The following is a 20,713-nucleotide window of genomic DNA, read 5'->3' on the forward strand; positions in this document are numbered from 1 at the left end:
CCACTTGCGCGATCCGCGGGCCGAGGGCGAAGAGGTAGAGGAGGAACGCGACGAGCGTCGAGACACTGGTGGCCCCGGAGGCCACCCGGGCGCCCCCCACGCCGAGGACCACGAGGAAGCAGATCTGGAGGGCGACCGCCGTCGCCATCGCCGACACCGCCTCCCACCCGGCGGCCCGCACCCCGGTGCGGCGGGCCTCCTCGGCGGCGCGGTGCAGCGCTTCGGCCTCCCGGCGTTCGGCGCCCGACGCCTTGACGGTGCGGAAGGCGCCCAGGGCCCGTTCCAGCGCGGCGCCGATGCGGCCCACCGCCTCCTGGGTGGTACGGGTGGCCCGGCCGATGCGCGGGGCCACGACCGCGACGAGGACGCCGACGAAGGCCACGACCGCCAGGGTCGCGCACAGCAGGACGGGGTCGAGCAGGCCCATCATGACGACGGTCGCCGCGGTGACCAGCGTGCCGTTGACCGCGGCGGACACCGCCTGTGGCGCGGTCTGGCCGAGCAGCGTCGTGTCGGACGTGACCCGGGTGATCAGATCGCCCGGTTCGGTGTTCTCGACCACCGGCACCCTGAGCCGCAGCAGGCGGTCGGCCAGCCGGCAGCGGGCGGTACGGACGGCGTTCTCCGCCGAGCACTGGAGGACGTAGTGGCCGAGACCCGCGAGCACGGCTCCGGCGATCACCAGCAGACTCAGGAGCGCGACGGGGCCGAGGGCCGGGCTCCCCTGCCCCAGGTCGTCCACCATGCGTTTGGCGGCCAGCGGCTGGGCCAGGCCGAGGACGCTGCCCGCGAGGCCGACGGCGACGCCCGTGGCCAGGCGGCCCCGCTGTGGGCGCAGATGGGACAGCAGGGCCCGGTGGCCGGGCCGGGCGGCGGGCGGGACCGTCGTCGGCTCCCCCGGTGCGGTACCGGCGACGGCCCCGGCGGAGGGTGCCACGGTCATCGGCTCACTCCGCCCGATCCGCGGTCGTCCTGCGGGCGTTCCGCGGGCACTCCACGGCGAAGAAACGCCGGTAGTAGTCGGACGGCGCCCCCTCGCCGACGAGGACGCCCTCGGCCTCCACCCAGGTGTGCGCGGCGAACGGCGGCCGGACGCGCACACCCACGCACCACGTGGGCCACTGCCCGTACCAGCGGCACAGCAGCACCGTGGCCAGGGACCGGACCAGGCAGCCCTTCTGCCCTCCGGCGGCGAGGCTCACGGCGAGCACCGTCTCCCGCGCGGCACTCGCCTCGGCGAGGGTGGCGGGCCGGGACCCGCCGCGCAGCCGGGTCAGGACGGTACGTATTCGGTGCGGCGGCAGCACCGCCAGCAGATGGGCGCAGCCCACGGCGAGCCGCGCGACACAGCGGCGGCCGAGGGGAACGGAGCGGGGGTCATAGGGCACCGCTTCCTGTATCGACATGTCTGCCTCTCCGGTCGGGACGGGCGATACCTGACGGCTCGGGGACGTGTCCCCGCCCGTGTCACGGCGTGACGAGACCCGCGGAACGCAGGTCGTCGACGATCTGGCGGACGTCCTCGGCGGCCGTGTCCGGGTCGATGTCCTCGTACTGCGCGGTCAGGAGCTCCACGGCCCGCTCGGTGCCGTGCCCGCCCAGCAGGGTGTGCAGGACGAGGGCGGCGGTGGGGTTGAGCGTCCAGTACTCGGCGCTCCTTTGGTCGAGCAGGGCCATGCCGTACTCGGTCTCGGTCAGCAGGATGCCGGGCTTCAGAGTGAGCACGGGTTCACCTCGTTCCGTATCCGGTCGTTCCGTGTCCGGTGGCCGGGCGGGGCGTCATCTCCCGGGAGCGCAGCCACACTTCGCAGGCGATCGTCGCGTGCAGCAGGCAGCTCCCGGTCTCCGCCGTGAGGGACCGGCGGCACCAGTCGCGCAGCACGCGGGCGTCGACGAGGCCGAGCCGGGCCAGCCGGGAGTCCTCGCACAGGGCCAGCAGGGCCCGGCGGTGGTCGCGCAGCCCCGCTTCCTCCTCCAGGGTGGCGTTCGCCTTGGTGGCCCGGGTGCGGGAGGCTTCGGGGACGACGCCGCGCATGGCCTCGACGATGAGGGGTTTGTAGCGCCAGGGGGTGATCCGTTCGCCGGTGCGGACGGCGAGGGCGGCGTCGATGACGCGGGTGTCGTAGTAGGGGGCGGAGAGGCCGATGCCCAGCGGGGCCGCCATCTGCCCGATGTGCCGGGCCCATTGGGAGATGCTGTCCATGGCGACCAGTTCGCGGTGCTCGCCCCGGTTCCTGCCGCGGGGCGGCGCGGCCGGGCCGCCGCTCAGGCGTTCCCGTACGACCGCGACGGCGTCGGCCGTGGCCCAGGGAGGCATGCGCGACGCCACCGCCCAGTCGAGCAACGGCTCTTCGGGAGGGCTCTCCGGGGCGGTCAGCTCGCGGGCGACCCGCTCGGCCCAGGAGGCGTAGCCGCGTCGGTCGAGCAGCTGGCCCAGGGTTTCCCGGCGCGCCCACTGGTACTTGGCCGCGTACCCCCGGACGGCACGGGCGGCGGTGCGGGGGTGGCGGAGGAGCAGCGTGTGCAGCCGGGCGGGGGTCCCGGCCAGGAGTTCGTCGCCGCCGAGTCCGGTGAGGTGCAGCCCGGAGCCGCGGGCCGCGGCCAGTTCCACGATGCCCATACGGCGGTTGCGGTCGACGATGGCGATGCTGGGCGTGTCCAGGACGTCGGCGAGGGTGTCGATGCCGTCGAAGGTCAGCGCCATGTCGGCGGCGGACACGACGTGGTGTTCGACGGCGCCCTCCAGGGCCCCGACCGTCCGCCGGGCCCAGTACACGTCGTCGCCCGCCACGTCGTGGGCACCCGCGGTGTAGGCGACGACCTTCGCCTCCCCGCGTGCCGCCGCGCAGCACACGGCCGTCGAGTCCAGACCGCCCAGGTCCGTGCTGATCAGGTCGCGTCCCCGGGTACGGATCCCGACCGCTTCGACGAGCGCTTCGCGCAAGCGAACGGCTCCTTCGGCGAGCGGGAGGACGGGGTCGGGCGGCGACCACCGGCAGGCCGTGCGGGCGCGTCCGTCGGCGGTCAGGGTCAGGCGGTGGCCGCCGGGGACGGCGTACAGCCCCCGCCACAGGGGCTCGCCCGCCCAGGGGTACGGCGCGCCATGGGTGAGCAGCGCGAACGCGACGCGGCACGGGTCGAGTTCGGCACCGGTGAGTTCGGCGAGGACGTCGGCCCTGTCGGCGGCCACGTTCACCAGGGCCGTCCCGGACGGCGTGGCCGTGGTGGCCGTCGTACGGAACACCCGGCGCAGGCCCACCGCACAGCCCTGGACGTGGACGTCACCGCCCCGGCTGACCACGAGGTGGAAGCTGCCGGGCCAGTCGGCGGCCCGGTCCAGCGCGTCGGGGGAACGGGAACCGGCCACGGCGGCGGAGGCCCGCCGGGCTTGCCACGGGGTGACGGCGTGCTCCCCGGTCACCGCGACACGCGTGTCCCCGTGCTCGCCCACCACCATGGCGTCCGGCGCCCAGCGGCCGACGATCCACGGGCGGCCGGAGGCATGACACAGGGTCCGGTGGGAGTAGGGGAGCACCGCGCGGGCGAGGGGCGCCGCCGCGTCGGTGTCGGGGAGGACGACGAACCAGGCGGGGACGGTCTGGAGGGACAGGGTCTGGTCCATGGGCCACGGCCTTCGGGTACGAGGGGGCGGGGGCGAGACGGGTCAGGGGATCAGGGGACCGGGTGGTGGCCTGGCAGGCCACCACCCGGTTACCAGGCCGCCGGCTCAGCGGCGGACCCGGTGTGCTGCGTGCTGCCCGCAGGGTCGGCGGGTGCGGGCGGCCCGCCCCGGCTCAGACCAGGTTCTTGAGGCCCAGCACGTCCTTCGGACCCTTGATCCCGGCGCCGGTCACCTTGCGGAAGCTGCCGGCCTTGGCGAGGGTGGGACGCTCGTACGTCATGGCTTTTCTCCTTCTTTTCTGGGGACGATGCGTCGGTCGCTCGACGCGATCGACGCACTGTGCGTGCTGGCTGTGCTCAACAGGCGCCTGCCCGGCGGACCTTGAGGACGCCCTCTCGGGGCCCTCGAGCGGTCGGTCCGCGCAGCACTCAAAGTAAGTAGGACAATCGCAAGGCCGCAATGAATATGCGACGCGGCTGAGTGTGCGCCCGGGGCGCGCGCTCGGAGCGTCCGCCAGTGCGCGAGGCGTTGCGCCCGGAGGGGCGTACGCCATCTGCGAGGCGCGGTGATTCGTTTTTCTCGTGCCCGCGGCAGGCGCATGACCAGGGGCAACCCGCCTACGCCCCGCTCAAACATGAACGAACTGCCTGCATGGGCCCATGAAGCGGGGGCGGGCCCGAACGCCGGGGACCCACCCGGATCGTGGACACCGCGTCCGACCCGGATACCGCATGTTCATGCGGTGCGCCTTCGGGGGGTGCCGGATGTTGATGCGGTGCCCCCTCCCCGGGGGCGGCGCGGTAGCTTACGGAATCCCTGCTCCCGGCTGCCGCCGGGGCACACGGACCGAGCGCTCACCCGCACGGCTCGAACGGCACGGACGGCAGCGCGGGGGCCGGGCAGGGGCGCGCGACCGCCCCCACCCGGCCGCACCCACAGGCTCCGCGCTCATGAATGACGACGTGCGCGAGGGGCGCTCGGACCACTCGTCACTCGCCCCCTTGACGCGCCTCGGGCGCCAGGACGATCGTCATGCGACTGATCGCAACGGGCTCGACACGGGAGGCAGTTATGGCACTACTGTTCATCGGGATCGACCCCAACACCACCGGAGACAAGTGCCCGGCAGCATGGGTGGATGTTGACGTGAAACCCGAGCCGGACATCCTCTTCCAGGGCTGGCTGGCCAACGAAGAGATCCAGGCCGAGTGCCGGAAGAACAGCCCCGGCTCCGACGACGAAGCAGTCATCCGGATGCCGTACCGGATGATCGACATCATCAGGAAGGCATGCGATGCAGCGGAGGAAGCAGCAGGCAAGCTTTGAAGAACTGCTGGACTCGGCCAAGTACTCTGCGGTGCACCTGGAGATGCGTGACTCCTACGCCGTGGACTACGAGAAGTCCGGGTTCGCGGCCTGGAAGGCCGGCCACCGTCTCAACCCCGACGATCGCGAGTCGTGGTGGCGCCCATGGCACGACATCGTCTCTCACGCCGTAGCGCGTGGAGTCGTGATGCGAAGGGCCCGAATCGTCTCCGAGCCGGTGAGTGAGTACATCAAGTACGAGCACTCGGAGACCTTCACCAACGTCACTGCGGGGGAACAGGTCAGGTGGCTACCACGTGGACAGGCATCGGACATCGCGCTCCCCGGAAACGACTTCTGGGTCTTCGATGCCCACCTCGTCCGCTTCCACCACTTCACCGGTGACGGAGGAGACGCGGGGGAACAACTCACCGAGGACGCCAACGTCATCAGGCTGTGCCTGAATGCCTTCGACCTGGTGTGGGAGCGGGGTATTCCACACGAGAACTACAAGGTCTAGAGCACACTGACGGATTGCCAGATCATGCCTATCGTCCCTTCGTCCAGTGCCCAGGCAGCACGTGAAGCGTTGGCAAGCCGGCTCAAGGAGATCCGGCGGGATGCAGGACTCACCGGGGGTGATCTGGCTGTTCGCTGCGGCTGGCACAAAGCCAAGTCATCACGGATCGAGAATGCCAGAACGGCACCTTCGGACGCTGACATTCGAGCGTGGTGTGCTGCCTGCGGCGCCGAGGACCAGGCCGCGGACATTATCGCGGCGAACCGAGCCGTCGAGTCCATGTATGTCGAGTGGCGACGAGTCCACAAGCAGAAGACGCTGCGGCATCTCCAAGAAGGACTTGTCCCGCTGTATGAGCGCACCAGACTCCACCGGGTTTACAGCTCGGACGTCATCCCCGGTCTTCTTCAGACCGAGGGCTACGTGACAGCATCCCTTGCGTCAGCCGCTTGGCTGAGGGACCTCCCGGACGACATCCCCGAGGCAGTAGCGGCCCGGCTCGCACGGGCGCGTGTACTCCGCGAAGGCAATCACCGATTCGTCATGCTCCTCGAGGAGAACGTCCTTCGGCACCGGATGGGCGACGAGGAGACCATGGCCGGACAGCTCGGGCATCTGCTGTCGGTGATGTCTCTGCCCTCCGTCAGCCTGGGCATCATCCCCTTCGAAAGCCGACGGATCATCTGGCCCGTGGAGACGTTCAACATCTACGACGACGAACAGGTGGCCGTCGAGCTGCTGACCGCCCAAGTGACCGTGACCGCCCCGGGTGAGGTGCGCGACTACCTCAAGACCTTCGCCGAGCTGCAAAAACGGGCCGTGTACGGCGCACATGCACGGTCACTGATCGCCTCCGCGATCGAAACTCTCGGGTGACATCTGCAACTCGTTGCAACTTTCTGGCAATCACAGCTTCTGCCTCCCTAGCGTGGCACTCCTCAGGATGCGACGCCCGCGGCCTGGGCGGGACGGACGACGGCGCCGACCTCCCTCCGGGGAACATGGAGCACCCGAAGTACACCTGCCACCGACACCTGCACGGCGTTGCTTGAGCACGAGGAGGGACAGGAGTGAACGACTTCACACCCCCGGTGAAGCGGGAACGCCGCTTCGAAAAGCTGTTCACGACCAAGGCGAACCGGCGGATTCAGTCGCCGGCTGAGACGCACGAGTACAAGAAAACCGCGGGTTCGTCGGACGGTGCCAAGACGTACGACACCACCGCCACCTGAGTCTGTCGATCTCCATGCCCGAGGGGCCGGTCGTTCCTTGCCCCTCGGGCCCTCGTGAAGGGACAGCATGTGATCAAGCTATGTGTCACCCCGTACTCGAACGTGACATGGACGTGGGACGGCCGTCGCTACGTCACCGCCGACAGGACGAGCGAGATCACGCCCTACGAGCACCCCATGGTGGAACAGGCCGCCGTCACGGACGGAACCCGCACGCTGATCGTCGTACGTGAACGGGTCGTCGGCCGTGACGCGGCCGAGCCCAGCCTTCCCCGTAGCGTCAGCCCCGGAGAATTCGACAAGTCCCGCGCGCTCGTGGAGCAGTGGCCCACGGACTACGTGCTCGTGGAGACCGCCCCCGACGTTCCGTGCCGTGTCACCGCAGGACCCGGTGGTATCGCACCGCTGTACGTCGCGAGCGACGCGACGACCCTCTACGGCTCATGGGACATGGCTGACCTCGCCAGGCACGCGAAGGGCCTGAGCCCTCGGGAGGTTGCCCGGCTGCTGATCTACCGGCCCCGGTACAGCACCGAGACCGTGTTCCGGGGCATCCACCGGGTGACCGAGCGCACGACCGCCGTCTACGGCGGTCACCTGCACCTGCGCTATCCCGAACCTGCCTTGCACAGCGGCCCGCGCGAACTGGCCCCGGATGCCGATGTCCTCGGGGCGTTCGTGGAAGCGATGGACAACGCCCTTGATCTACGGCCCATCGATTCAGTGGGCACGGTGCTTCACCTCACAGGCGGCTTCGACTCCGGCACCGTGGGAACGCGCCTTGCCGAGCGCTACCCGAACCGGTTCCCGACTGCTGCTCTCCTCATCGCCGGGCCAGGGCGCGACAGCCAGATCCGAAGGCGGTCGGAGATGGTCAAGGCACTTCCGTTCGCCGAGCCGGACTATCTCGTCGATGCCATGGAGCACCCGCCGCTGTCGCCCGCATGCGCCCGCGTACGAGGCAAGATGATCAGCCCGTACGAGGAGCCGCTTCACCTCCCCTTCACCCGGCTCACGGAAGTCCTGGCCGAGGAAGGCGCCAAGGTCGTCGTCACCGGGCTCGGCGGAGACGAGATGGTGGCCTTGTCGCAGGCCGAGTACCCGCACAAGTCCATGGGTGAGATCAGTGACGCCCTGCCCTGGATCAGCGAGCGGGCACGGTCGGCTCTGGAGTACGCCGACGACGGCATCGCCCCGCCTGCCGCCATCAACAGCATGACCTTGCTGTCGCTGGAGACCACGGCTCCGGTACTCATGCGGTCGGGTATCTGGCCCGTGCATCCGTTCGCGGACCCGGGGATGGTGCAGCTCGGCGAATGGCTGCCGATGGACTGGCGCGAGCTGAAACAGCTCCAGCGCCGCCGACTCGCTGCTCTCGGGCTGAGCCCTGATGTCACCGAGTCCCGCGAACGGGAGAGCTTCGCGGAAGTCGTTCAGCACTCGCTGACCACCATCGCGCGCCCGATGTTCGCCCGGATGCTCAAGGACGGCTCGCCGCTCTTCGACGAACGGCTCGTGGACCCCGACGGTCTCCGCAAGGCTGTCCGTCGGCTGACCGAAGGGCCGTACCGCGAGGACGGAGACGCACAGCTCCTCGAAGTCCTGGACCTGCACCTCGCCGCCACGGCGTTCCTGTAACCCCCGCCCTCAGGAGACAACGTGTTCGCCATGCGTCCGGCCACCGCGGCCGACATTCCCGCCGTCGAGAACCTGATCCTCGCCCGCTCCACGTGGCTGGAGGACCGGGGCCTTCCGAGCTGGCGGGAGAACGCCGCCGAACTGGCCCTGCAGGCGGAGAACCCGGACGGGGACGTGTGGGTCCTCGCCGAGGACGGAAAGGTCATCGGGTGCACCACCGTGCAGGAGCACACCCCACCGTGGGGCTGGACCGAGGACGAGCTGAGCGAGTCGGCGCACTACCTGTACACGTCGGTGACCGACCCGGCTTATCGGGAGAAGAAGCCGGGCACCGTCATGGCCCTGTGGGCCGTGGACAGGGCCGCGCAGCAGGAGAAGCAATGGGTTCGGCGTGGCTGCCTTTTCCCCGGACTCGTGAGGTACAACGAGACGCAGGGATTCGAGCTGCTGCACGAGGTGCAGCGGACACACAACAAGGTCTACCTGATGGGCCGCCGTGCCGAGTGGATCACGGATCTCGAAGAGCGGTTCGCGGCGCTGTAAGGAGCCCGTTCGAGACTGCCCCGGTCGGACACGCCTCAGGCGGTCAGGGATGCCGCCGCATACGTGACGAATGCCGACCAGGCGCTTTCGGGGAGGGGGAGCCCGGGGGCGCCTGTTCGTTTGGAGTCACGTATGTGGATGGCTTGCGGGCGGGGGGTGACTTCTATGCAGTCACCCCCTTCGGCGTCATTGCTGTAGCTGGACTTGGAGGTCTTCATCACTCAGTCAACTTCCCGAGGAAATGAGTTGATTCCGTGGGGTTCAGAGCTTGCGCCTGGAGCATCCCGTAGCGCTTGACGAAGGCGCTGACTTTTTCCGGCTCTACATGCAGGGTGCTGTCACCATGATGCTCCGTATAGACGTGACGCATGAACTCCGGACTCTCCAGGATGACCATCGTCCCACTGAGCCACCCGAACGCCCCCTGCTCGGCGGGGAGGATCTGAAGTGCCACATTAGGCAACTCAGCGACCTCCAAGAGGTGTTGAACCTGCCTCTTCATCACATCCGGACCGCCGACTCCCGTACGGAGCGCGAGCTCATAGATCACGAACGTGAACATCCCGTCCGGCTTCTCCGTCAGCATCTTCTGCCGCTGCAATCGATCCGCCACCCGCCGCTCGATCGTCTCCTGATCCACCGGCGGGCAGGCGCTACCGATGAGGGCCCGCGCGTACTCCTCGGTCTGAAGCAATCCCGGAACGAGCACCATCTGGTACGCATGAAGGGCGATGGCGTCCCGCTCCGCCGCAAGAAACTCCTCGTTGCGCGCCTTGGGCCGGTCCGCCTGCAGATACGGGTGCGCCGCCTTCAGCTTCCCGTTCGCGCCGAACATCTGGTCCGCGACTTCCAGCACCCGGAGCACCGGCTTGCGCCGCCCCTGCTCCATCGACTTGATCGACTCCGGGACGTACCCCGCCTCCGCCGCCAGCTCCTCGCGGCTGACTCCGGCCTCGGTGCGCCACATCATCATCTGGCTGCCGCAGTAGCGCCACGAGATCGGCGGCTCGACCGGTGCAACCGTCTTCGTGCTCCGCGCACCCAATGCTGCCATCGAAACCCCACCCGCTCTTCCGTACGTACCGTCAGGTACCAACGGAGGCTAGGAGCGGCAAGCCCCGAACCGGCCCCGGTTCGAAACGACTTACCCCGCACGGGTGACGGAAAAGCCGCGGCGGGGCACCCACCGAGGGCCCCCGCCGCATATATCCATGAAAGGACGTCAGACGCGCCCCCGCGTCTGACGCAGGTGCTGCGCGATCGGGAGCAGGGAGCCGTACAGCGCCTTGAGCTCCGTCTCGTTCAGCAGGTCGATGAAGTGCTCGCGCACGGACGCCACATGATGCGGCGCCACCTTCCGCATCGTCTCCCAGCCCTGCTCGGTGAGCACGGCGTAGAGGCCGCGGCGGTCGGACTCGCAGTTCTCCCGGCGGACGAGGCCGGCGTTCTCCATACGGGTGATCTGGTGGGAGAGTCTGCTCTTCGACTGGAGGGTCGCGGTGGCGAGGTCGCTCATCCGCATCCGGTGGTTTTCGGACTCCGAGAGATTCACCAGGATCTCGTAGTCGTTGTTGGTGAGCCCGAAGGGCTGGAGGTCCCGTTCGAGCTGGTGCATCAGCAAACGGCTGACTTCCAGATGGGCGCGCCACGCGCGCTGTTCCTCTTCGCTGAGCCAGCGGGTGCCGTTCTCGGTGTCCATAGACATAGAGGAATTCTACCTAAGAAAGTTGAAAGGTGAACCAATATGGAGGGGTGAGATCAGGCGTTCGACCGTCACCCTCCGCAGAGTACCGCTCACAGCCCGAAGCGGCGCTGGAGGTCCCCCAGCTGGCCGGGCATGCGGGGTATGGATGGCTGATTGTGCGGGCTTGCGTTCCGGCCTGCTTGCGGGATGCCCGCCTCGTCCGGGGTCTCGCCGGTCGGGATGTCGTCCTTGAGCTGTTCCGTCGACTGGAGCAGCACCGTACCCGCTCCGACGAACTCGAACTGGTGCTCCTCCCCCGACGCGCCGCCGATGCCCGTGTAGGCGCGGACATTGCCGAGGAAGCCCCGCATGTAGTGGTGGTCGTAGTGGTGGCAGGGGGACGGGCAGTCGGCCCAGCCGACGAGGGCCTGGGGGTCGACGCGGATCGGGGGCTCCATGAAGACCACCGGGCCGTTGGACGCGGCGACGAACCTGCCCGTGCCGATGAGGGTGAGGAAGCCGGGGACGATCGACTGCTTGAGCGCGAGGCTCGGCTCGAAGGCGAGCAGGTTCCCCGCGCGGATCGTCAGGTTGCCGTCGTCGAGGTCGTAGGAGTTGATGTCGAAGGCGCGGTCCGCGAGCAGCATCTTGCCCTGGCCCTCGGCGACGACCCAGTCGGCGGCGTGCATCGGGGAGTGGAAGCTGCCCGCGATGATGTGCTCCAGGACGCCGTGGCCGATGCCGTGGAAGTCGATGCGCCCGTAGTAGGCGATCATCTTCCCCTTCTGGAGGAACCAGCGGCTGTTGGTGAGCTCGACGCTGAAGGCGTACGCGTTGACGTTGTCACCGGCCGGGAGCGTCTGGGCGTCGTGGATGACCGGACCGTTCACAGCTTCTCCTCCGAGGCCTGTACGTACACCGTGCCCTGGCCCGAGAGTTCGAGCTGGAAGGCCTCTCCCGATCCGCGGCCGACGAATTCGCGCCAGCCGAGCGCGGTCGAGAGCTTGTTGCGGACGTCGCCGCGGTGGGCCACGTACGCCTGGGGGTCGACGTGGACCGGGCGGCCGGGGACGATCGGCAGCTCGATGAAGCCGCCGTGCGCCATGACGGCGACGTCGCCCTTGCCCTGGAGGGTGGTCGTGAACAGGCCCTGGCCGGTGACCTGGCCGCGGACCATGCCCATCACGCCGCCCTGCGAGCCCATGAACATCGTGCCCTGCTGGAGCGTGCCGTCGAAGGCGAGCAGGCGGTCGGCCTCGACGTAGAGCGTCTCGCCGTTGAGCTCGACGACGTGGACGTGGTGGCCGCCGTGGCCGAACATCACCGTGCCGTCGCCCTCGACCGTCATCAGGGGCGTGGCCTCGTTGGCGATGCGGCGGCCGATCATGCCCATCACGCCGCCCTGGCCGCCGGTGATGCTGGGCGTGAAGCTGACCTCGCCCTTGTAGGCGAGCATGGCGCCGCGCTGGCTGAAGAGGCGCTGCCCGGGGAGGACGCGGGCCTCGACCATCCGGGAATTGAGGAGCCGGAACGGCATCAGAGCTCGCCCCCGATCGTGTTGCGCTCGCTGGGCTGGACGTAGACCAGGCCCTCGCCCTCGAAGCGGATCTGGAACGCCTCGCCGGAACCCTCACCGACGAAGGTGCGCCAGTTGACCCCTGACTGGAAGTGCTGCTTCAGCCGGCCGGTGTGGGCTATATAGGCCCCGGGGTCGACCTGGAGGGGCATGCCCGGCGTCACGCGCAGCACGATCGCGGTGCCGTCCGACATGATCGCGGCCTGGCCGGTGCCCTCCACGGTGGTGGTGAAGAGGCCATTGCCCTGGGAGGCGCCGCGCAGGCCGGTGAACGTGGTGCCCGTGCGCAGGCCGCCGTCCGTGCAGAGCAGGTTGCTCGATTCGACGTAGAGCGTCTCGCCGCGCAGCGTGACGAGGTTGATCTCGCTCGCGCGGTCCGCGAAATAGCAGGTGCCCCGGCCCTTCACCTCCATGACGGCCATGTGCTCGCCCGTGAGGCGGCGCGTGACGATGCCACGGAGGCCGTCGCCGCCACCGGTCATCTTCTTGAACGTCATCTCGCCCTCGTACGCGACCATCGCGCCGTTCTTGGCCTTGACCGTGTCCCCGGAGAGGTCGACGGCGAGAACTTTGCTCCCTTGGAGCCGAAACTGAGCCACGCGATGACGCTAGCCGGACTCTGTAACGGTTCGACAGTGGTTTCGCCCCGGAACGGACCCCGATCTCCGATTAGAACGGAACCCGGATCCAGTGATCGACAGGGTGCCTGCGAGAATGGGCGGCAGCTTGTGAATACCCTCACAAGCTGTAGTCGTCCCGCCACTCGACCCCGAAGGTGTGCCCCCCGTGGACATCAAGACCGCCTCCGCCCTGCGCCGGCTCCGACTGGTCTCCGCTCCGGAGGCCATCTCCTTCCTGCTCCTGATCGTCTGCTCGGTCCTCAAGCGGACCACCGACTTCAACGCGGTGCCGGTGATGGGCGGCGTCCACGGCGTCCTCTTCATCATCTACGTGATCTTCTGGCTGGACGCGTGGAGCAAGACCCGCTGGGACGTGAAGCGGGCGGCCCTCTACTTCGTCCTCTCCGTCCTGCCCACCGGCGGCTTCTTCGCCGAGCGCATGCTGCGCCGCGAGGCCGAGGCGAGCGTCATCGCCGCCCGCGCCCGCAAGGAGGGTGTGGTCGGCGCATGATCGTCGCCTTTTCCGTCTCCCCTGTCGGCGCCGGCGAGGACGTCGGCGAGTACGTGGCCGACGCGGTGCGTGTCGTCCGCGAGTCCGGCCTGCCGAACCGTACGGACGCCATGTTCACCTCGGTCGAAGGCGAGTGGGACGAGGTCATGGACGTCGTCAAGCGCGCCGTCGCGGCGGTCGAGGCGCGGTGCGGCCGCGTCTCGCTCGTCCTCAAGGCCGACATCCGGCCGGGCGTGACGGACGGCCTCACGTCGAAGGTGGCGACGGTGGAGCGCTACCTCTCGGAGAGCTGACCCGTCAGGGAGCTCCCCCCTTTTTTCCCGGGCCCGGGCCCGGGACAGGCCCCGGTCGGCAGTCGTCCGACCGGGGCCGTCGCTGTCCCCCGGGCCTGCCCGATCACCTCACGGCGGCGCGGACGACTGGCCGGCGGCTGACCGTAGGACGCCGGGAAATGCGAATAAAAGCCATTAAAACTCCCCTCAGAGCAGGGCAGCGCCGTAAGTACAAGAGCCAAGCCCTCTTCCTCTGTCCGCGCGGGGCGGGATACCCCTGAGAGCGGGCGGCCGGTCGGCGGGCGCGGTGCGAAGGGGAGTGGGTCATGGGCGATGAAGGGTTTGAGAGCGGCTGGCAGGTGGACGAGCGCTGCACGAACTGCGACGTCGCCCGGCAGCTCGCCCCCGGTCTGATCGGTGAGGCCGACGGCCGCTCGGTCATCCTGCGCCAGCCGCACGGCCAGACCGAGATCCGGCAGTTCCACGCCGCCGCGCACGCCTGTCCCACCCGGTCGATCCGCCCCTCGACCGGGCGGCTGGACACGGCGCTGGACCCCTTCCCGCTGGCACTGGACGACACCGTGCACCTGTGCGGGCACAACTCCCCACGTGCCGCGGGCGCCAACTCCTACCTGTTACGACGCCCCGACGGCACCATGATGATGGTGGACACGCCGCGCTGGAGCACTTCGCTGGCCGCGCGCTACGAGGCGCTGGGTCCCGTCACCGATGTCCTGCTCACCCACCGCGACCACGCCCCGCACGGCCGTCGCTACGCCGACCGCTTCGGCGCCCGGCTGTGGATCCACGAAGGTGACCTCGACGCCGCCCCGGACGCCGACCGTGTGCTCCGCGGCACCGACCCGGCGGAGATCGCCGAAGGGGTGACCGCCTTCCCCCTGCCCGGACACACGCGGGGCAGCGTGCTCTACCTCGCGGACGAGCGGTACTGCTTCAGCGGCGACAGCTTCTACTGGTCGCGCACGACAGCGGACATCGAGGTGACCGACGCCGTCACCTGGTACTCCATCGAGGAACTGGCCGCCTCCCTGGCCCGGACCGCCCACCGGCTGCGCTTCGAGTGGCTGCTGCCGGGCCATGGCGACCGCCGACACCTCCCCGCCGACGACATGGCCCAGCGGCTGCGGCGGCTGACAGCACGCGCCCAGGAACTCCGGCCCCGCCCCGTCGACTTCACCGCGATGCGCTGGTAGTCCCAGGCGCGTTCCGTTCGGGCAGGGCACGCCGGGGGCCGGAACGGAGGGTTCCCGGCGTAGCCTGCGCTCATGGGTGGACTTCGTGCGTACGACCCCGCCGAGGTGCGGGCCGCTCTCGGGGCGCAGGCGGAAGCGCTGCGGGCCGCCGTTCGCGCGCTGTGCGCCGACCCGCGGGCCGGTGAACTCCTCGGGCGTGCCACGCGGCTGGGCGACTGGAACGTCCGCGAGCTCGTCGCCCACATCGGCATCGTCGTGGACTGGGTGTCGCACCGCATGGACGACCCGGTACCGGAGGGCGAGCCGGTCGCGCTCGTCGCGTGGGCCGGGCTCACACGGACGGCCGCGCCCGTGGTCGAGGCCGACGCGCGCGAACACGCCGCCGGGGTCTTCGCCGGGGAACCGGCCTCCGTGGCGAGCGCCTTCGACGCGGCAGTGGACGGGCTGCTGCGGGCCCTGGCGCGGCCCGAAGCCGCCGAGCTCGGGCGGCTGTTCGCCATGCGCTTCGGGCCGATACTGCTCAGCGACTTCCTGGTGACCCGGCTCGTGGAGACCGTCGTCCACGCGGACGACCTCGCGGACGCGCTCGGCCTCGGCTTCCCCCACGACCGCTTCGCGCTGGCCTCGGTGACCCGGCTGCTCGCGGACGCCTTCGCCGACCGGGGGCCGGATGCCGCGGCCGAGCTGCGGGTACCGCCGTACGCGACCGTACCGGCGCCAGGTCCGAGCACCCCGCCGAGCGTCGTCGAGACCGACCCCCTGACGTGGGTCCGCCTGGCCACCGGACGGCTGGGCTGGTCCGAGGCCGTGGCCTCGGGGGCGGTCTCCGCGAGAGGTGAGCGGAGCGATCTGAGCACGTGGCTGCCGATTCTGGGCTAAAGCGTTTGACGCCCGTCGGCGCCTGGCGATCGGATGGCATGTCATGGCCATGGACACAGGGCAGATGCATCCCGATATGCACCCCGACATGCACCCCCTCGACGACGGCCTTGTACGGCGGCTGATCGCCGGGCAGTTCCCGCGGTGGGCGGGCCTGGCGGTGGAGCGGCTCCCCTCCGGCGGCACGGTCAACGCGATGTACCGGCTGGGCGACGACATGGTCGTACGGCTGCCGCTGGTGCGGGGTGGAGCCGGTGACGTGTCGACGGAACGGACGTGGCTGCCCCGGCTCGCGCCCCACCTGCCGACACCCGTCCCCGAGGTGCTCGGGGAGGGGGAGCCCGCCGAGGGGTATCCGTGGCCGTGGTCGGTGTACCGGTGGCTGGCAGGGGAGCATCCCGAGGCGGGGGCGCTGAGCGAACCGGTGCTGCTGGCCGGGGATCTGGCCTCGTTCGTGGCGGCAATGCGGAGCATCACCCTGCCGGGTGCGCCGCAGGCCCATCGCGGCGGGCCGGTGGCCTCGCTCGACACGGAGACCCGGGCGGCGATCGAGGAACTGCGCGGGATCCCGCAGGAGGGTGTCGACTGCGATGCCGCCGTGGCAGTGTGGGAGGAGGCGCTGCGGGCCCCGGGCTGGGACGGGCCGCCCGTATGGCTGCACGCCGACCTCATGCCGGGCAACCTGCTGGTGGCCGACGGCAGGCTGACCGCCGTCATCGACTTCGGGTGCCTGGGGGTGGGTGATCCGGCGTGCGATCTGTTCCCGGCGTGGAATCTGCTGCCGGCCGATGCGAGGGAGGTCTTCCGCGAGGCGCTGGGCGTGGACGACGCGACCTGGACACGCGGCCGGGGGCGGACGCTCTCGCAGGCGCTGATCGCGCTGCCGTACTACCGGAGGACCAACCCGGCGATGGCCCGCAATGCCCGGCACGTGATCCGGACGGTGCTGGGAGAAGGCTGAGGGGGGTCTTGGAACCCCTCACTAAATGATCTCCGAGATGATCTTCGGGCTGATTGGATCATCCACATCGAGCCGCGGACCACCGCTGGAAGGACGACGGGAGACACAGTGGGAGACACAGTGGAACGTAAACGTATCGGGATCATCGGCGTGGGCGAGATCGCCCGGGCCATCGTGGCGGGCCTGTGCGACGGTGTCGAGGAGCCGCCGGAGATCTACCTCTCGCCTCGCGGCGCCGGTACAGCAGCGGAGTTGTCCCAGCGGTATCCGAACGTGCGGGTGTGCGCCGACAACCAGGACGTGGTGAACCGCTCCGACGTGGTGATCCTCGCCGTCCGCCCTGTGGACCGCGCCGAGGCGCTCGCCGGGCTCCGGATCGACGGCGACCGCGTCGTGGTCAGTGTGATCGCCGGCGTCGGCATCGGTGAACTGCGCCGGATACTCGGCACCGGCGCTCCCCTGGTGCGTGCCATCCCGCTGCCCGAGGTGCGCGAGCGCCGGTCCGTCACCGTCACCCACCCCTCTCATCCGGTGGCCGACGCCCTCTTCGACCGCCTCGGCGAGGCGCTCCCGGTCGCGGACGAAGCGGACTTCGGCGTCTTCTCCGCGCTGACGGGCACCCTGACCACCCATTACCGGTACCTGGCCACACTCGCCGACTGGGCCTCCCGGCAGGGCATCCCCTCCGAGGACGCGGACCGCTACATCCGCGGTCTCTTCCAGGGTGTCGGGCGCACGCTGGGCGACGGCGCGCGCTCCCTGCATCAGCTCGCGGGTGACCACGAGACGCCGAACGGAATCAACGAGCGCATCCGCACCACTTGGTTCGACACGGCCAACTCCGAGGCGCTGACCAAGGCACTCGACGCGCTCCTGTCCGACCTCCGTTAGTCACGTCCAGTCACGTCCAGTCGCGTCGGCACAGTCAGGGTGCGACGAACCGTCAGCACAGGCACGTGAGTTCCAGCGCCCTCGCGCGGTCACGGGCTTCGAGGGCGTCGATGAGGGCGGCGTGCCGGTCGTAGCGGTCCTGGAGGCCGCCGAGCGCGTCGGACGCGTCGGCGCCGGCCTCGGCGAGCGGTAGCAGCGTCCCGTACAACGACCGCAGCAGCGCGTTGGGGCTGACGGCCGCCAGTCGCGTACGCAGCCGGTGGTCGGCGGCGGCGAAGGCGGCGGGGTCGGACGCCTCGGCCGCCCGCCTCAGCTCCGCCAACTCCCGCCGCAGGTCGGCGATGTCGGCCGGGGAGGCGTGCCAGAGGGCGTCCTCCACCAGGAGCGGGCCGAGGGCGTCGCGGATGCGCCGGGCCTCCTCGGCCCGTACGTCGTCCGGCTGGTGGGTGTCCAGCGCGAGGACGGAGTGGCCCAGGCGGCGCATCGGTGACTGCTCGGCGGCGAAGAGGCCGCCGCCCGGGCCGGGGCGCACGGTGACCAGGCCGCGGGACTGGAGGAGCCGCAGGGTCTCGTTGAACGTGCCGACGGACACCCCGCACGCGGCGCGGAGTTCCTCCTTGGTGCCCAGCCGCTCCCCCGGGTTCTTGCGCGCGGCGAGCGCGGCGACGTACTCGGCGGCCACCTCGGCCCGGGAGCCCGTCGCGCGCTCCCACTCGCCGCGCCGGAAGGCGGGGGGCTCCATGTGCTCGCGGGACTCACGCGTCTCGCGTTCCCCCTGGCTCCCGCGCCCCTGCCCCGGCCCCTGCCCGACGGGTGGGCGTCCGCCTCTGCTGTCGTCCGCGGCTTCCACTCGGCCTCCTCGGCTCCCGGTCGTCGACCCCGACCCTCACCAGAATTGATTATGACGAATAGCATCGCACCTCTTGACGCCCAGGAAAAGCCACATGCATGATCACCATAATCATCATGATGGATTCGAGGGGGCATGGTGGACGACACGACGCACGAGCCGACACACGCTACGGCGGACGCGGCGGTGGACGAACAGGACTTCCGGGATCTGATGGCCGGGGTCTGCGCCCCGGTGACGATCGTGACCGCCGCGGAAGGCGGCCTGCCCTACGGGACGACCGTCAGCGCCTTCGCCTCGCTGTCGCTGCGCCCGCCGATGGTGTCCGTGGCCCTGGACCGCGCTTCCGGACTGCTGGCCCGCGTCCTCGCGACCGGGCGGTTCGGGGTGAACGTGCTCGGCGCGGGCCAGGACGGGCTGGCGCTGCGCTTCGCGCGCCGGGGGGCCGACCGTTTCGGTGACCCCGAGGTCCGGTGGGAGTACGACCACGGGCTGCCGCGCCTGTCGGACGCGCCGGGCTGGCTCGTGTGCGAGCTGACGTCCGTGGTGGAGGGGGGCGACCACCTCCTGCTGCTGGGGACGGCCGTCCGTCTCCGTACGGCCACGGGTGCGGCGCCGCTGGTCTACGGCCATCGCGTCTTCGGCACGCACTCGGCGTTCGCCACCGCGGAGGCACCGACGGCCGCGGTCGCGGCCGCGGCGGCGCGATGAGCACCGCGCGATCCGCCACCCCCGTTCCCGTCAACCGTGATCCGCACGACCCTGTGGAGAGAGACATGACCATCACCGACAACTCCGCCCCGGCCACCGCGTCCGCGCCCGCGCCAGCCCTCACCGCCGCCGAACTGGTGGCGCGGGCCGTCGCGCTGCAGCCGCTGTTGCGCGAGCACGCGGCCCGGATCGAGGCGGACCGCAAGGTCACCGACGAGGTGATCGAGGCGGTCACGGCCGCCGGCCTGTTCCGGCTCACCGTGCCGCGCCGCTTCGGCGGGCACGAGGCCGACATCCGCACCCTGCTGGACGTGTCCGCCGCCCTCGCGGAGGGCGACGGCTCCACGTCATGGATCGTGACCGTCATCAACACCTGCCAGTGGATGGCGTCCCTGTTCTCCACCCAGGCCCAGGAGGACGTCTTCGGCACCGACCCCCGGGCGCGGGTCAGCGGCGTCTTCAGCCCCACCACCACCAGCCGCAAGGTGGAGGGCGGCTGGCGGATGTCCGGCCGCTGGTACTACAACTCCGGTGCCTGGCACTCCACCTGGGCGATCCTGGGCATGCCCGTGACCGACGAGAACGGCGAGGTCGTCGACCAGGCGCTCGTCCTCGTCCCCCGCACGGAGCTGACGATGGAGGACGTCTGGCACGTCGCCGGACTGGCCGGCACCGGCAGCAACTGCCTGATCGCCGAGGACGTCTTCGTACCCGAGCACCGCATCATGTCCGTACCGGGCGCGATCAACGGCGTGGTGCCCGCCGAGCACGCCCCCGGCGGGCTGTTCAGCTCCAGCTTCTCGGCGGTCCTGAACGTGGCCATCGGCGCCGCCCAGATCGGCATGGGCCGGGCGGCACTGAAGCTGGTCACCGAGAAGGCGGCGACCAAGCCGGTCTCGTACACCTACTACGAGACCCAGGCGGAGTCGGTGGCCGTACAGATGCAGATCGCCGAGGCCGCCCTGCAGATCGACACGGCGCACCTGCACCTGCAGCGGGCCGCGACGGACATCGACGAGGGCGCCGCCCGCGCGGCCTCCCTCGACATGGTCACCCGCGCCCGCATACGGGCCGACACGGGGTACGCCATCAAGAACGTCCTGGACGCCATCCACACCCTCCTCAACGTCCACGGCGGCGGCGCCTTCGCCGAGTCCAACCCCCTCCAGCGCATCTGGCGCGACGCCAACGCCGCGGGCCGCCACGCGGTGGCCACCCCCGCCGTGGGCCTGGAGATCTACGGCAAGGCCCTGCTGGGCATCGAGGAGCAGATCACGCCGTTCCTGTGACAGGCGGACCCGGGCCGTACGGCCCCTGACCGCGCGGCCACGCGGGCGGCGGCACCGCCGGAGGGGGGCGGTGCCGCCGCGGTGGGCGGGTCAGCCCGCGCCGTGACTCCTCGTCAGGTTGTGGACGGCGGTCACCGCGCCCGGCAGGACCTCGCTCGCCTTCGGGAGCGAGAGGCCGCCGGGAGCCTGGGGGTTGTCGTGGGCGTAGGCCACCGCCGACGACCCGAAGATCAGCAGGAAGCCGGTCATGACATAGAAACCCAGACGCTTGAGCACTGGTTCTTCCTCTCCCGTGCGATTGGAACCAACTGAGGCTTTCCTGCCGAGTGTTGGGCATGCGTCGCACGGGAGAGACGACCCCACCGAGTGGTCCCGGGAACTCAAGTCCGATGGAG

27 protein-coding genes are annotated in these 20,713 nt (G+C 70.2%); 14 read left to right on the forward strand and 13 right to left on the reverse strand.

Annotated features, from left to right (window positions below):
• From K6I34_RS09675 to K6I34_RS09695, 5 genes are all read right to left on the reverse strand, one after another.
• Positions 1-943 (reverse strand): ABC transporter ATP-binding protein (locus K6I34_RS09675; RefSeq protein ID WP_229324249.1); only part of this gene is annotated, 943 nt, incomplete at its 3' end.
• 4 nt (positions 944-947) lie between these two features.
• Positions 948-1,406, reverse strand: coding sequence for a lasso peptide biosynthesis B2 protein (locus K6I34_RS09680; RefSeq protein ID WP_229324251.1), 459 nt, complete (start codon positions 1,404-1,406; stop codon positions 948-950).
• A 61-nt stretch (positions 1,407-1,467) separates the two neighbouring features.
• Complete coding sequence (locus K6I34_RS09685; protein WP_229324253.1) at positions 1,468-1,725, reverse strand: lasso peptide biosynthesis PqqD family chaperone; 258 nt, start codon at positions 1,723-1,725, stop codon at positions 1,468-1,470.
• A 4-nt stretch (positions 1,726-1,729) separates the two neighbouring features.
• Positions 1,730-3,622 (reverse strand): lasso peptide isopeptide bond-forming cyclase, encoded by a 1,893-nt coding sequence (locus K6I34_RS09690; RefSeq protein ID WP_229324255.1) that lies wholly within the window; start codon positions 3,620-3,622, stop codon positions 1,730-1,732.
• A 172-nt stretch (positions 3,623-3,794) separates the two neighbouring features.
• Entirely contained in the window at positions 3,795-3,902 is a 108-nt protein-coding gene (locus K6I34_RS09695) for a keywimysin-related RiPP (protein ID WP_229324257.1), read from the reverse strand.
• A gap of 791 nt (positions 3,903-4,693) precedes the next feature.
• On the opposite strand from K6I34_RS09695, the gene K6I34_RS09700 reads away from it, so the two are divergent.
• From K6I34_RS09700 to K6I34_RS09725, 6 genes are all read left to right on the forward strand, one after another.
• The gene (locus tag K6I34_RS09700) at positions 4,694-4,948 is read left to right on the forward strand and encodes a hypothetical protein (RefSeq protein ID WP_229324259.1); all 255 of its coding nucleotides are present in this window, start codon (positions 4,694-4,696) and stop codon (positions 4,946-4,948) included.
• The gene (locus K6I34_RS09705) at positions 4,917-5,447 is read left to right on the forward strand and encodes a DUF6879 family protein (RefSeq protein WP_229324261.1); all 531 of its coding nucleotides are present in this window, start codon (positions 4,917-4,919) and stop codon (positions 5,445-5,447) included. The genes K6I34_RS09700 and K6I34_RS09705 overlap by 32 nt, the downstream gene beginning before the upstream one ends.
• Positions 5,448-5,471: 24 nt before the next feature.
• Entirely contained in the window at positions 5,472-6,323 is an 852-nt protein-coding gene (locus K6I34_RS09710) for a helix-turn-helix transcriptional regulator (protein WP_229324263.1), read from the forward strand.
• 194 nt (positions 6,324-6,517) lie between these two features.
• On the forward strand, positions 6,518-6,679 hold the full coding sequence (locus K6I34_RS09715; protein ID WP_229324265.1) for a hypothetical protein: 162 nt from the start codon (positions 6,518-6,520) through the stop codon (positions 6,677-6,679).
• 69 nt (positions 6,680-6,748) lie between these two features.
• Complete coding sequence (locus K6I34_RS38615; RefSeq protein WP_229324266.1) at positions 6,749-8,317, forward strand: asparagine synthase-related protein; 1,569 nt, start codon at positions 6,749-6,751, stop codon at positions 8,315-8,317.
• A 30-nt stretch (positions 8,318-8,347) separates the two neighbouring features.
• Positions 8,348-8,860 carry a GNAT family N-acetyltransferase gene (locus tag K6I34_RS09725; RefSeq protein WP_229324296.1) on the forward strand — a complete coding sequence of 171 codons (513 nt, stop codon included), beginning with the start codon at positions 8,348-8,350 and terminating at the stop codon, positions 8,858-8,860.
• A gap of 35 nt (positions 8,861-8,895) precedes the next feature.
• Here the strand turns inward: K6I34_RS09725 and K6I34_RS09730 are convergent, their stop codons facing one another.
• The 6 genes from K6I34_RS09730 to K6I34_RS09755 form a co-directional block, all read right to left on the reverse strand.
• Positions 8,896-9,078, reverse strand: a complete 183-nt coding sequence (locus K6I34_RS09730; protein WP_229324268.1) for a DUF397 domain-containing protein — start codon at positions 9,076-9,078, stop codon at positions 8,896-8,898.
• Positions 9,078-9,914, reverse strand: coding sequence for a helix-turn-helix transcriptional regulator (locus K6I34_RS09735; protein ID WP_229324270.1), 837 nt, complete (start codon positions 9,912-9,914; stop codon positions 9,078-9,080). Before K6I34_RS09735 ends, K6I34_RS09730 begins: the two co-directional genes overlap by 1 nt.
• Positions 9,915-10,082: 168 nt before the next feature.
• On the reverse strand, positions 10,083-10,559 hold the full coding sequence (locus K6I34_RS09740) for a MarR family winged helix-turn-helix transcriptional regulator (protein ID WP_229324298.1): 477 nt from the start codon (positions 10,557-10,559) through the stop codon (positions 10,083-10,085).
• A 95-nt stretch (positions 10,560-10,654) separates the two neighbouring features.
• Complete coding sequence (locus K6I34_RS09745) at positions 10,655-11,434, reverse strand: AIM24 family protein (protein ID WP_229324272.1); 780 nt, start codon at positions 11,432-11,434, stop codon at positions 10,655-10,657.
• A complete protein-coding gene (locus K6I34_RS09750; RefSeq protein ID WP_229324274.1) occupies positions 11,431-12,081 on the reverse strand; it encodes an AIM24 family protein in 651 nt (216 codons plus the stop codon). Before K6I34_RS09750 ends, K6I34_RS09745 begins: the two co-directional genes overlap by 4 nt.
• Positions 12,081-12,719, reverse strand: a complete 639-nt coding sequence (locus K6I34_RS09755) for an AIM24 family protein (protein WP_229324275.1) — start codon at positions 12,717-12,719, stop codon at positions 12,081-12,083. The genes K6I34_RS09750 and K6I34_RS09755 overlap by 1 nt, the downstream gene beginning before the upstream one ends.
• A gap of 187 nt (positions 12,720-12,906) precedes the next feature.
• On the opposite strand from K6I34_RS09755, the gene K6I34_RS09760 reads away from it, so the two are divergent.
• From K6I34_RS09760 to K6I34_RS09785, 6 genes are all read left to right on the forward strand, one after another.
• Positions 12,907-13,251 carry a DUF3817 domain-containing protein gene (locus K6I34_RS09760; protein ID WP_229324278.1) on the forward strand — a complete coding sequence of 115 codons (345 nt, stop codon included), beginning with the start codon at positions 12,907-12,909 and terminating at the stop codon, positions 13,249-13,251.
• Entirely contained in the window at positions 13,248-13,544 is a 297-nt protein-coding gene (locus tag K6I34_RS09765; RefSeq protein ID WP_229324280.1) for an MTH1187 family thiamine-binding protein, read from the forward strand. The genes K6I34_RS09760 and K6I34_RS09765 overlap by 4 nt, the downstream gene beginning before the upstream one ends.
• Before the next feature lie 305 nt (positions 13,545-13,849).
• On the forward strand, positions 13,850-14,737 hold the full coding sequence (locus K6I34_RS09770) for an MBL fold metallo-hydrolase (RefSeq protein ID WP_229324282.1): 888 nt from the start codon (positions 13,850-13,852) through the stop codon (positions 14,735-14,737).
• Positions 14,738-14,809: 72 nt separating this feature from the next.
• Positions 14,810-15,616, forward strand: coding sequence for a sterol carrier family protein (locus K6I34_RS09775; protein ID WP_229324284.1), 807 nt, complete (start codon positions 14,810-14,812; stop codon positions 15,614-15,616).
• 76 nt (positions 15,617-15,692) lie between these two features.
• On the forward strand, positions 15,693-16,577 hold the full coding sequence (locus K6I34_RS09780) for an aminoglycoside phosphotransferase family protein (protein WP_374230865.1): 885 nt from the start codon (positions 15,693-15,695) through the stop codon (positions 16,575-16,577).
• Between the two features lie 120 nt (positions 16,578-16,697).
• The gene (locus K6I34_RS09785) at positions 16,698-17,468 is read left to right on the forward strand and encodes an NAD(P)-binding domain-containing protein (RefSeq protein ID WP_229324286.1); all 771 of its coding nucleotides are present in this window, start codon (positions 16,698-16,700) and stop codon (positions 17,466-17,468) included.
• A gap of 52 nt (positions 17,469-17,520) precedes the next feature.
• Here the strand turns inward: K6I34_RS09785 and K6I34_RS09790 are convergent, their stop codons facing one another.
• Entirely contained in the window at positions 17,521-18,210 is a 690-nt protein-coding gene (locus tag K6I34_RS09790; RefSeq protein ID WP_229324288.1) for a FadR/GntR family transcriptional regulator, read from the reverse strand.
• A gap of 243 nt (positions 18,211-18,453) precedes the next feature.
• Here K6I34_RS09790 and K6I34_RS09795 point away from each other — a divergent pair, with 243 nt between their 5' ends.
• Together K6I34_RS09795 and K6I34_RS09800 are read left to right on the forward strand one after the other, a co-directional pair.
• On the forward strand, positions 18,454-19,029 hold the full coding sequence (locus tag K6I34_RS09795) for a flavin reductase family protein (RefSeq protein WP_229324290.1): 576 nt from the start codon (positions 18,454-18,456) through the stop codon (positions 19,027-19,029).
• A gap of 65 nt (positions 19,030-19,094) precedes the next feature.
• Entirely contained in the window at positions 19,095-20,318 is a 1,224-nt protein-coding gene (locus K6I34_RS09800) for an acyl-CoA dehydrogenase family protein (protein WP_229324292.1), read from the forward strand.
• A gap of 90 nt (positions 20,319-20,408) precedes the next feature.
• On the opposite strand, the gene K6I34_RS09805 is transcribed toward K6I34_RS09800, so the two are convergent.
• Positions 20,409-20,594, reverse strand: coding sequence for a hypothetical protein (locus K6I34_RS09805; RefSeq protein WP_229324294.1), 186 nt, complete (start codon positions 20,592-20,594; stop codon positions 20,409-20,411).
• Positions 20,595-20,713: the final 119 nt, after the last annotated feature.

The sequence above is a fragment of the Streptomyces sp. UNOC14_S4 genome, assembly GCF_020740835.1.
Taxonomy (GTDB): domain Bacteria; phylum Actinomycetota; class Actinomycetes; order Streptomycetales; family Streptomycetaceae; genus Streptomyces.

What these genes read in the sequence shown, in the direction of transcription:
- K6I34_RS09680 (WP_229324251.1), bottom strand. Translation starts at nt 1,406, where the DNA reads ATGTCGATACAGGAAGCGGTGCCCTATGACCCCCGCTCCGTTCCCCTC.
- K6I34_RS09690 (WP_229324255.1), bottom strand. Translation starts at nt 3,622, where the DNA reads ATGGACCAGACCCTGTCCCTCCAGACCGTCCCCGCCTGGTTCGTCGTC.
- K6I34_RS09695 (WP_229324257.1), bottom strand. Translation starts at nt 3,902, where the DNA reads ATGACGTACGAGCGTCCCACCCTCGCCAAGGCCGGCAGCTTCCGCAAG.
- K6I34_RS09700 (WP_229324259.1), top strand. Translation starts at nt 4,694, where the DNA reads ATGGCACTACTGTTCATCGGGATCGACCCCAACACCACCGGAGACAAG.
- K6I34_RS09705 (WP_229324261.1), top strand. Translation starts at nt 4,917, where the DNA reads ATGCAGCGGAGGAAGCAGCAGGCAAGCTTTGAAGAACTGCTGGACTCG.
- K6I34_RS09710 (WP_229324263.1), top strand. Translation starts at nt 5,472, where the DNA reads ATGCCTATCGTCCCTTCGTCCAGTGCCCAGGCAGCACGTGAAGCGTTG.
- K6I34_RS09725 (WP_229324296.1), top strand. Translation starts at nt 8,348, where the DNA reads ATGCGTCCGGCCACCGCGGCCGACATTCCCGCCGTCGAGAACCTGATC.
- K6I34_RS09730 (WP_229324268.1), bottom strand. Translation starts at nt 9,078, where the DNA reads ATGAAGACCTCCAAGTCCAGCTACAGCAATGACGCCGAAGGGGGTGAC.
- K6I34_RS09735 (WP_229324270.1), bottom strand. Translation starts at nt 9,914, where the DNA reads ATGGCAGCATTGGGTGCGCGGAGCACGAAGACGGTTGCACCGGTCGAG.
- K6I34_RS09740 (WP_229324298.1), bottom strand. Translation starts at nt 10,559, where the DNA reads ATGGACACCGAGAACGGCACCCGCTGGCTCAGCGAAGAGGAACAGCGC.
- K6I34_RS09750 (WP_229324274.1), bottom strand. Translation starts at nt 12,081, where the DNA reads ATGCCGTTCCGGCTCCTCAATTCCCGGATGGTCGAGGCCCGCGTCCTC.
- K6I34_RS09765 (WP_229324280.1), top strand. Translation starts at nt 13,248, where the DNA reads ATGATCGTCGCCTTTTCCGTCTCCCCTGTCGGCGCCGGCGAGGACGTC.
- K6I34_RS09770 (WP_229324282.1), top strand. Translation starts at nt 13,850, where the DNA reads ATGGGCGATGAAGGGTTTGAGAGCGGCTGGCAGGTGGACGAGCGCTGC.
- K6I34_RS09775 (WP_229324284.1), top strand. Translation starts at nt 14,810, where the DNA reads ATGGGTGGACTTCGTGCGTACGACCCCGCCGAGGTGCGGGCCGCTCTC.
- K6I34_RS09780 (WP_374230865.1), top strand. Translation starts at nt 15,693, where the DNA reads ATGCACCCCGACATGCACCCCCTCGACGACGGCCTTGTACGGCGGCTG.
- K6I34_RS09790 (WP_229324288.1), bottom strand. Translation starts at nt 18,210, where the DNA reads ATGGAGCCCCCCGCCTTCCGGCGCGGCGAGTGGGAGCGCGCGACGGGC.
- K6I34_RS09795 (WP_229324290.1), top strand. Translation starts at nt 18,454, where the DNA reads ATGGTGGACGACACGACGCACGAGCCGACACACGCTACGGCGGACGCG.
- K6I34_RS09800 (WP_229324292.1), top strand. Translation starts at nt 19,095, where the DNA reads ATGACCATCACCGACAACTCCGCCCCGGCCACCGCGTCCGCGCCCGCG.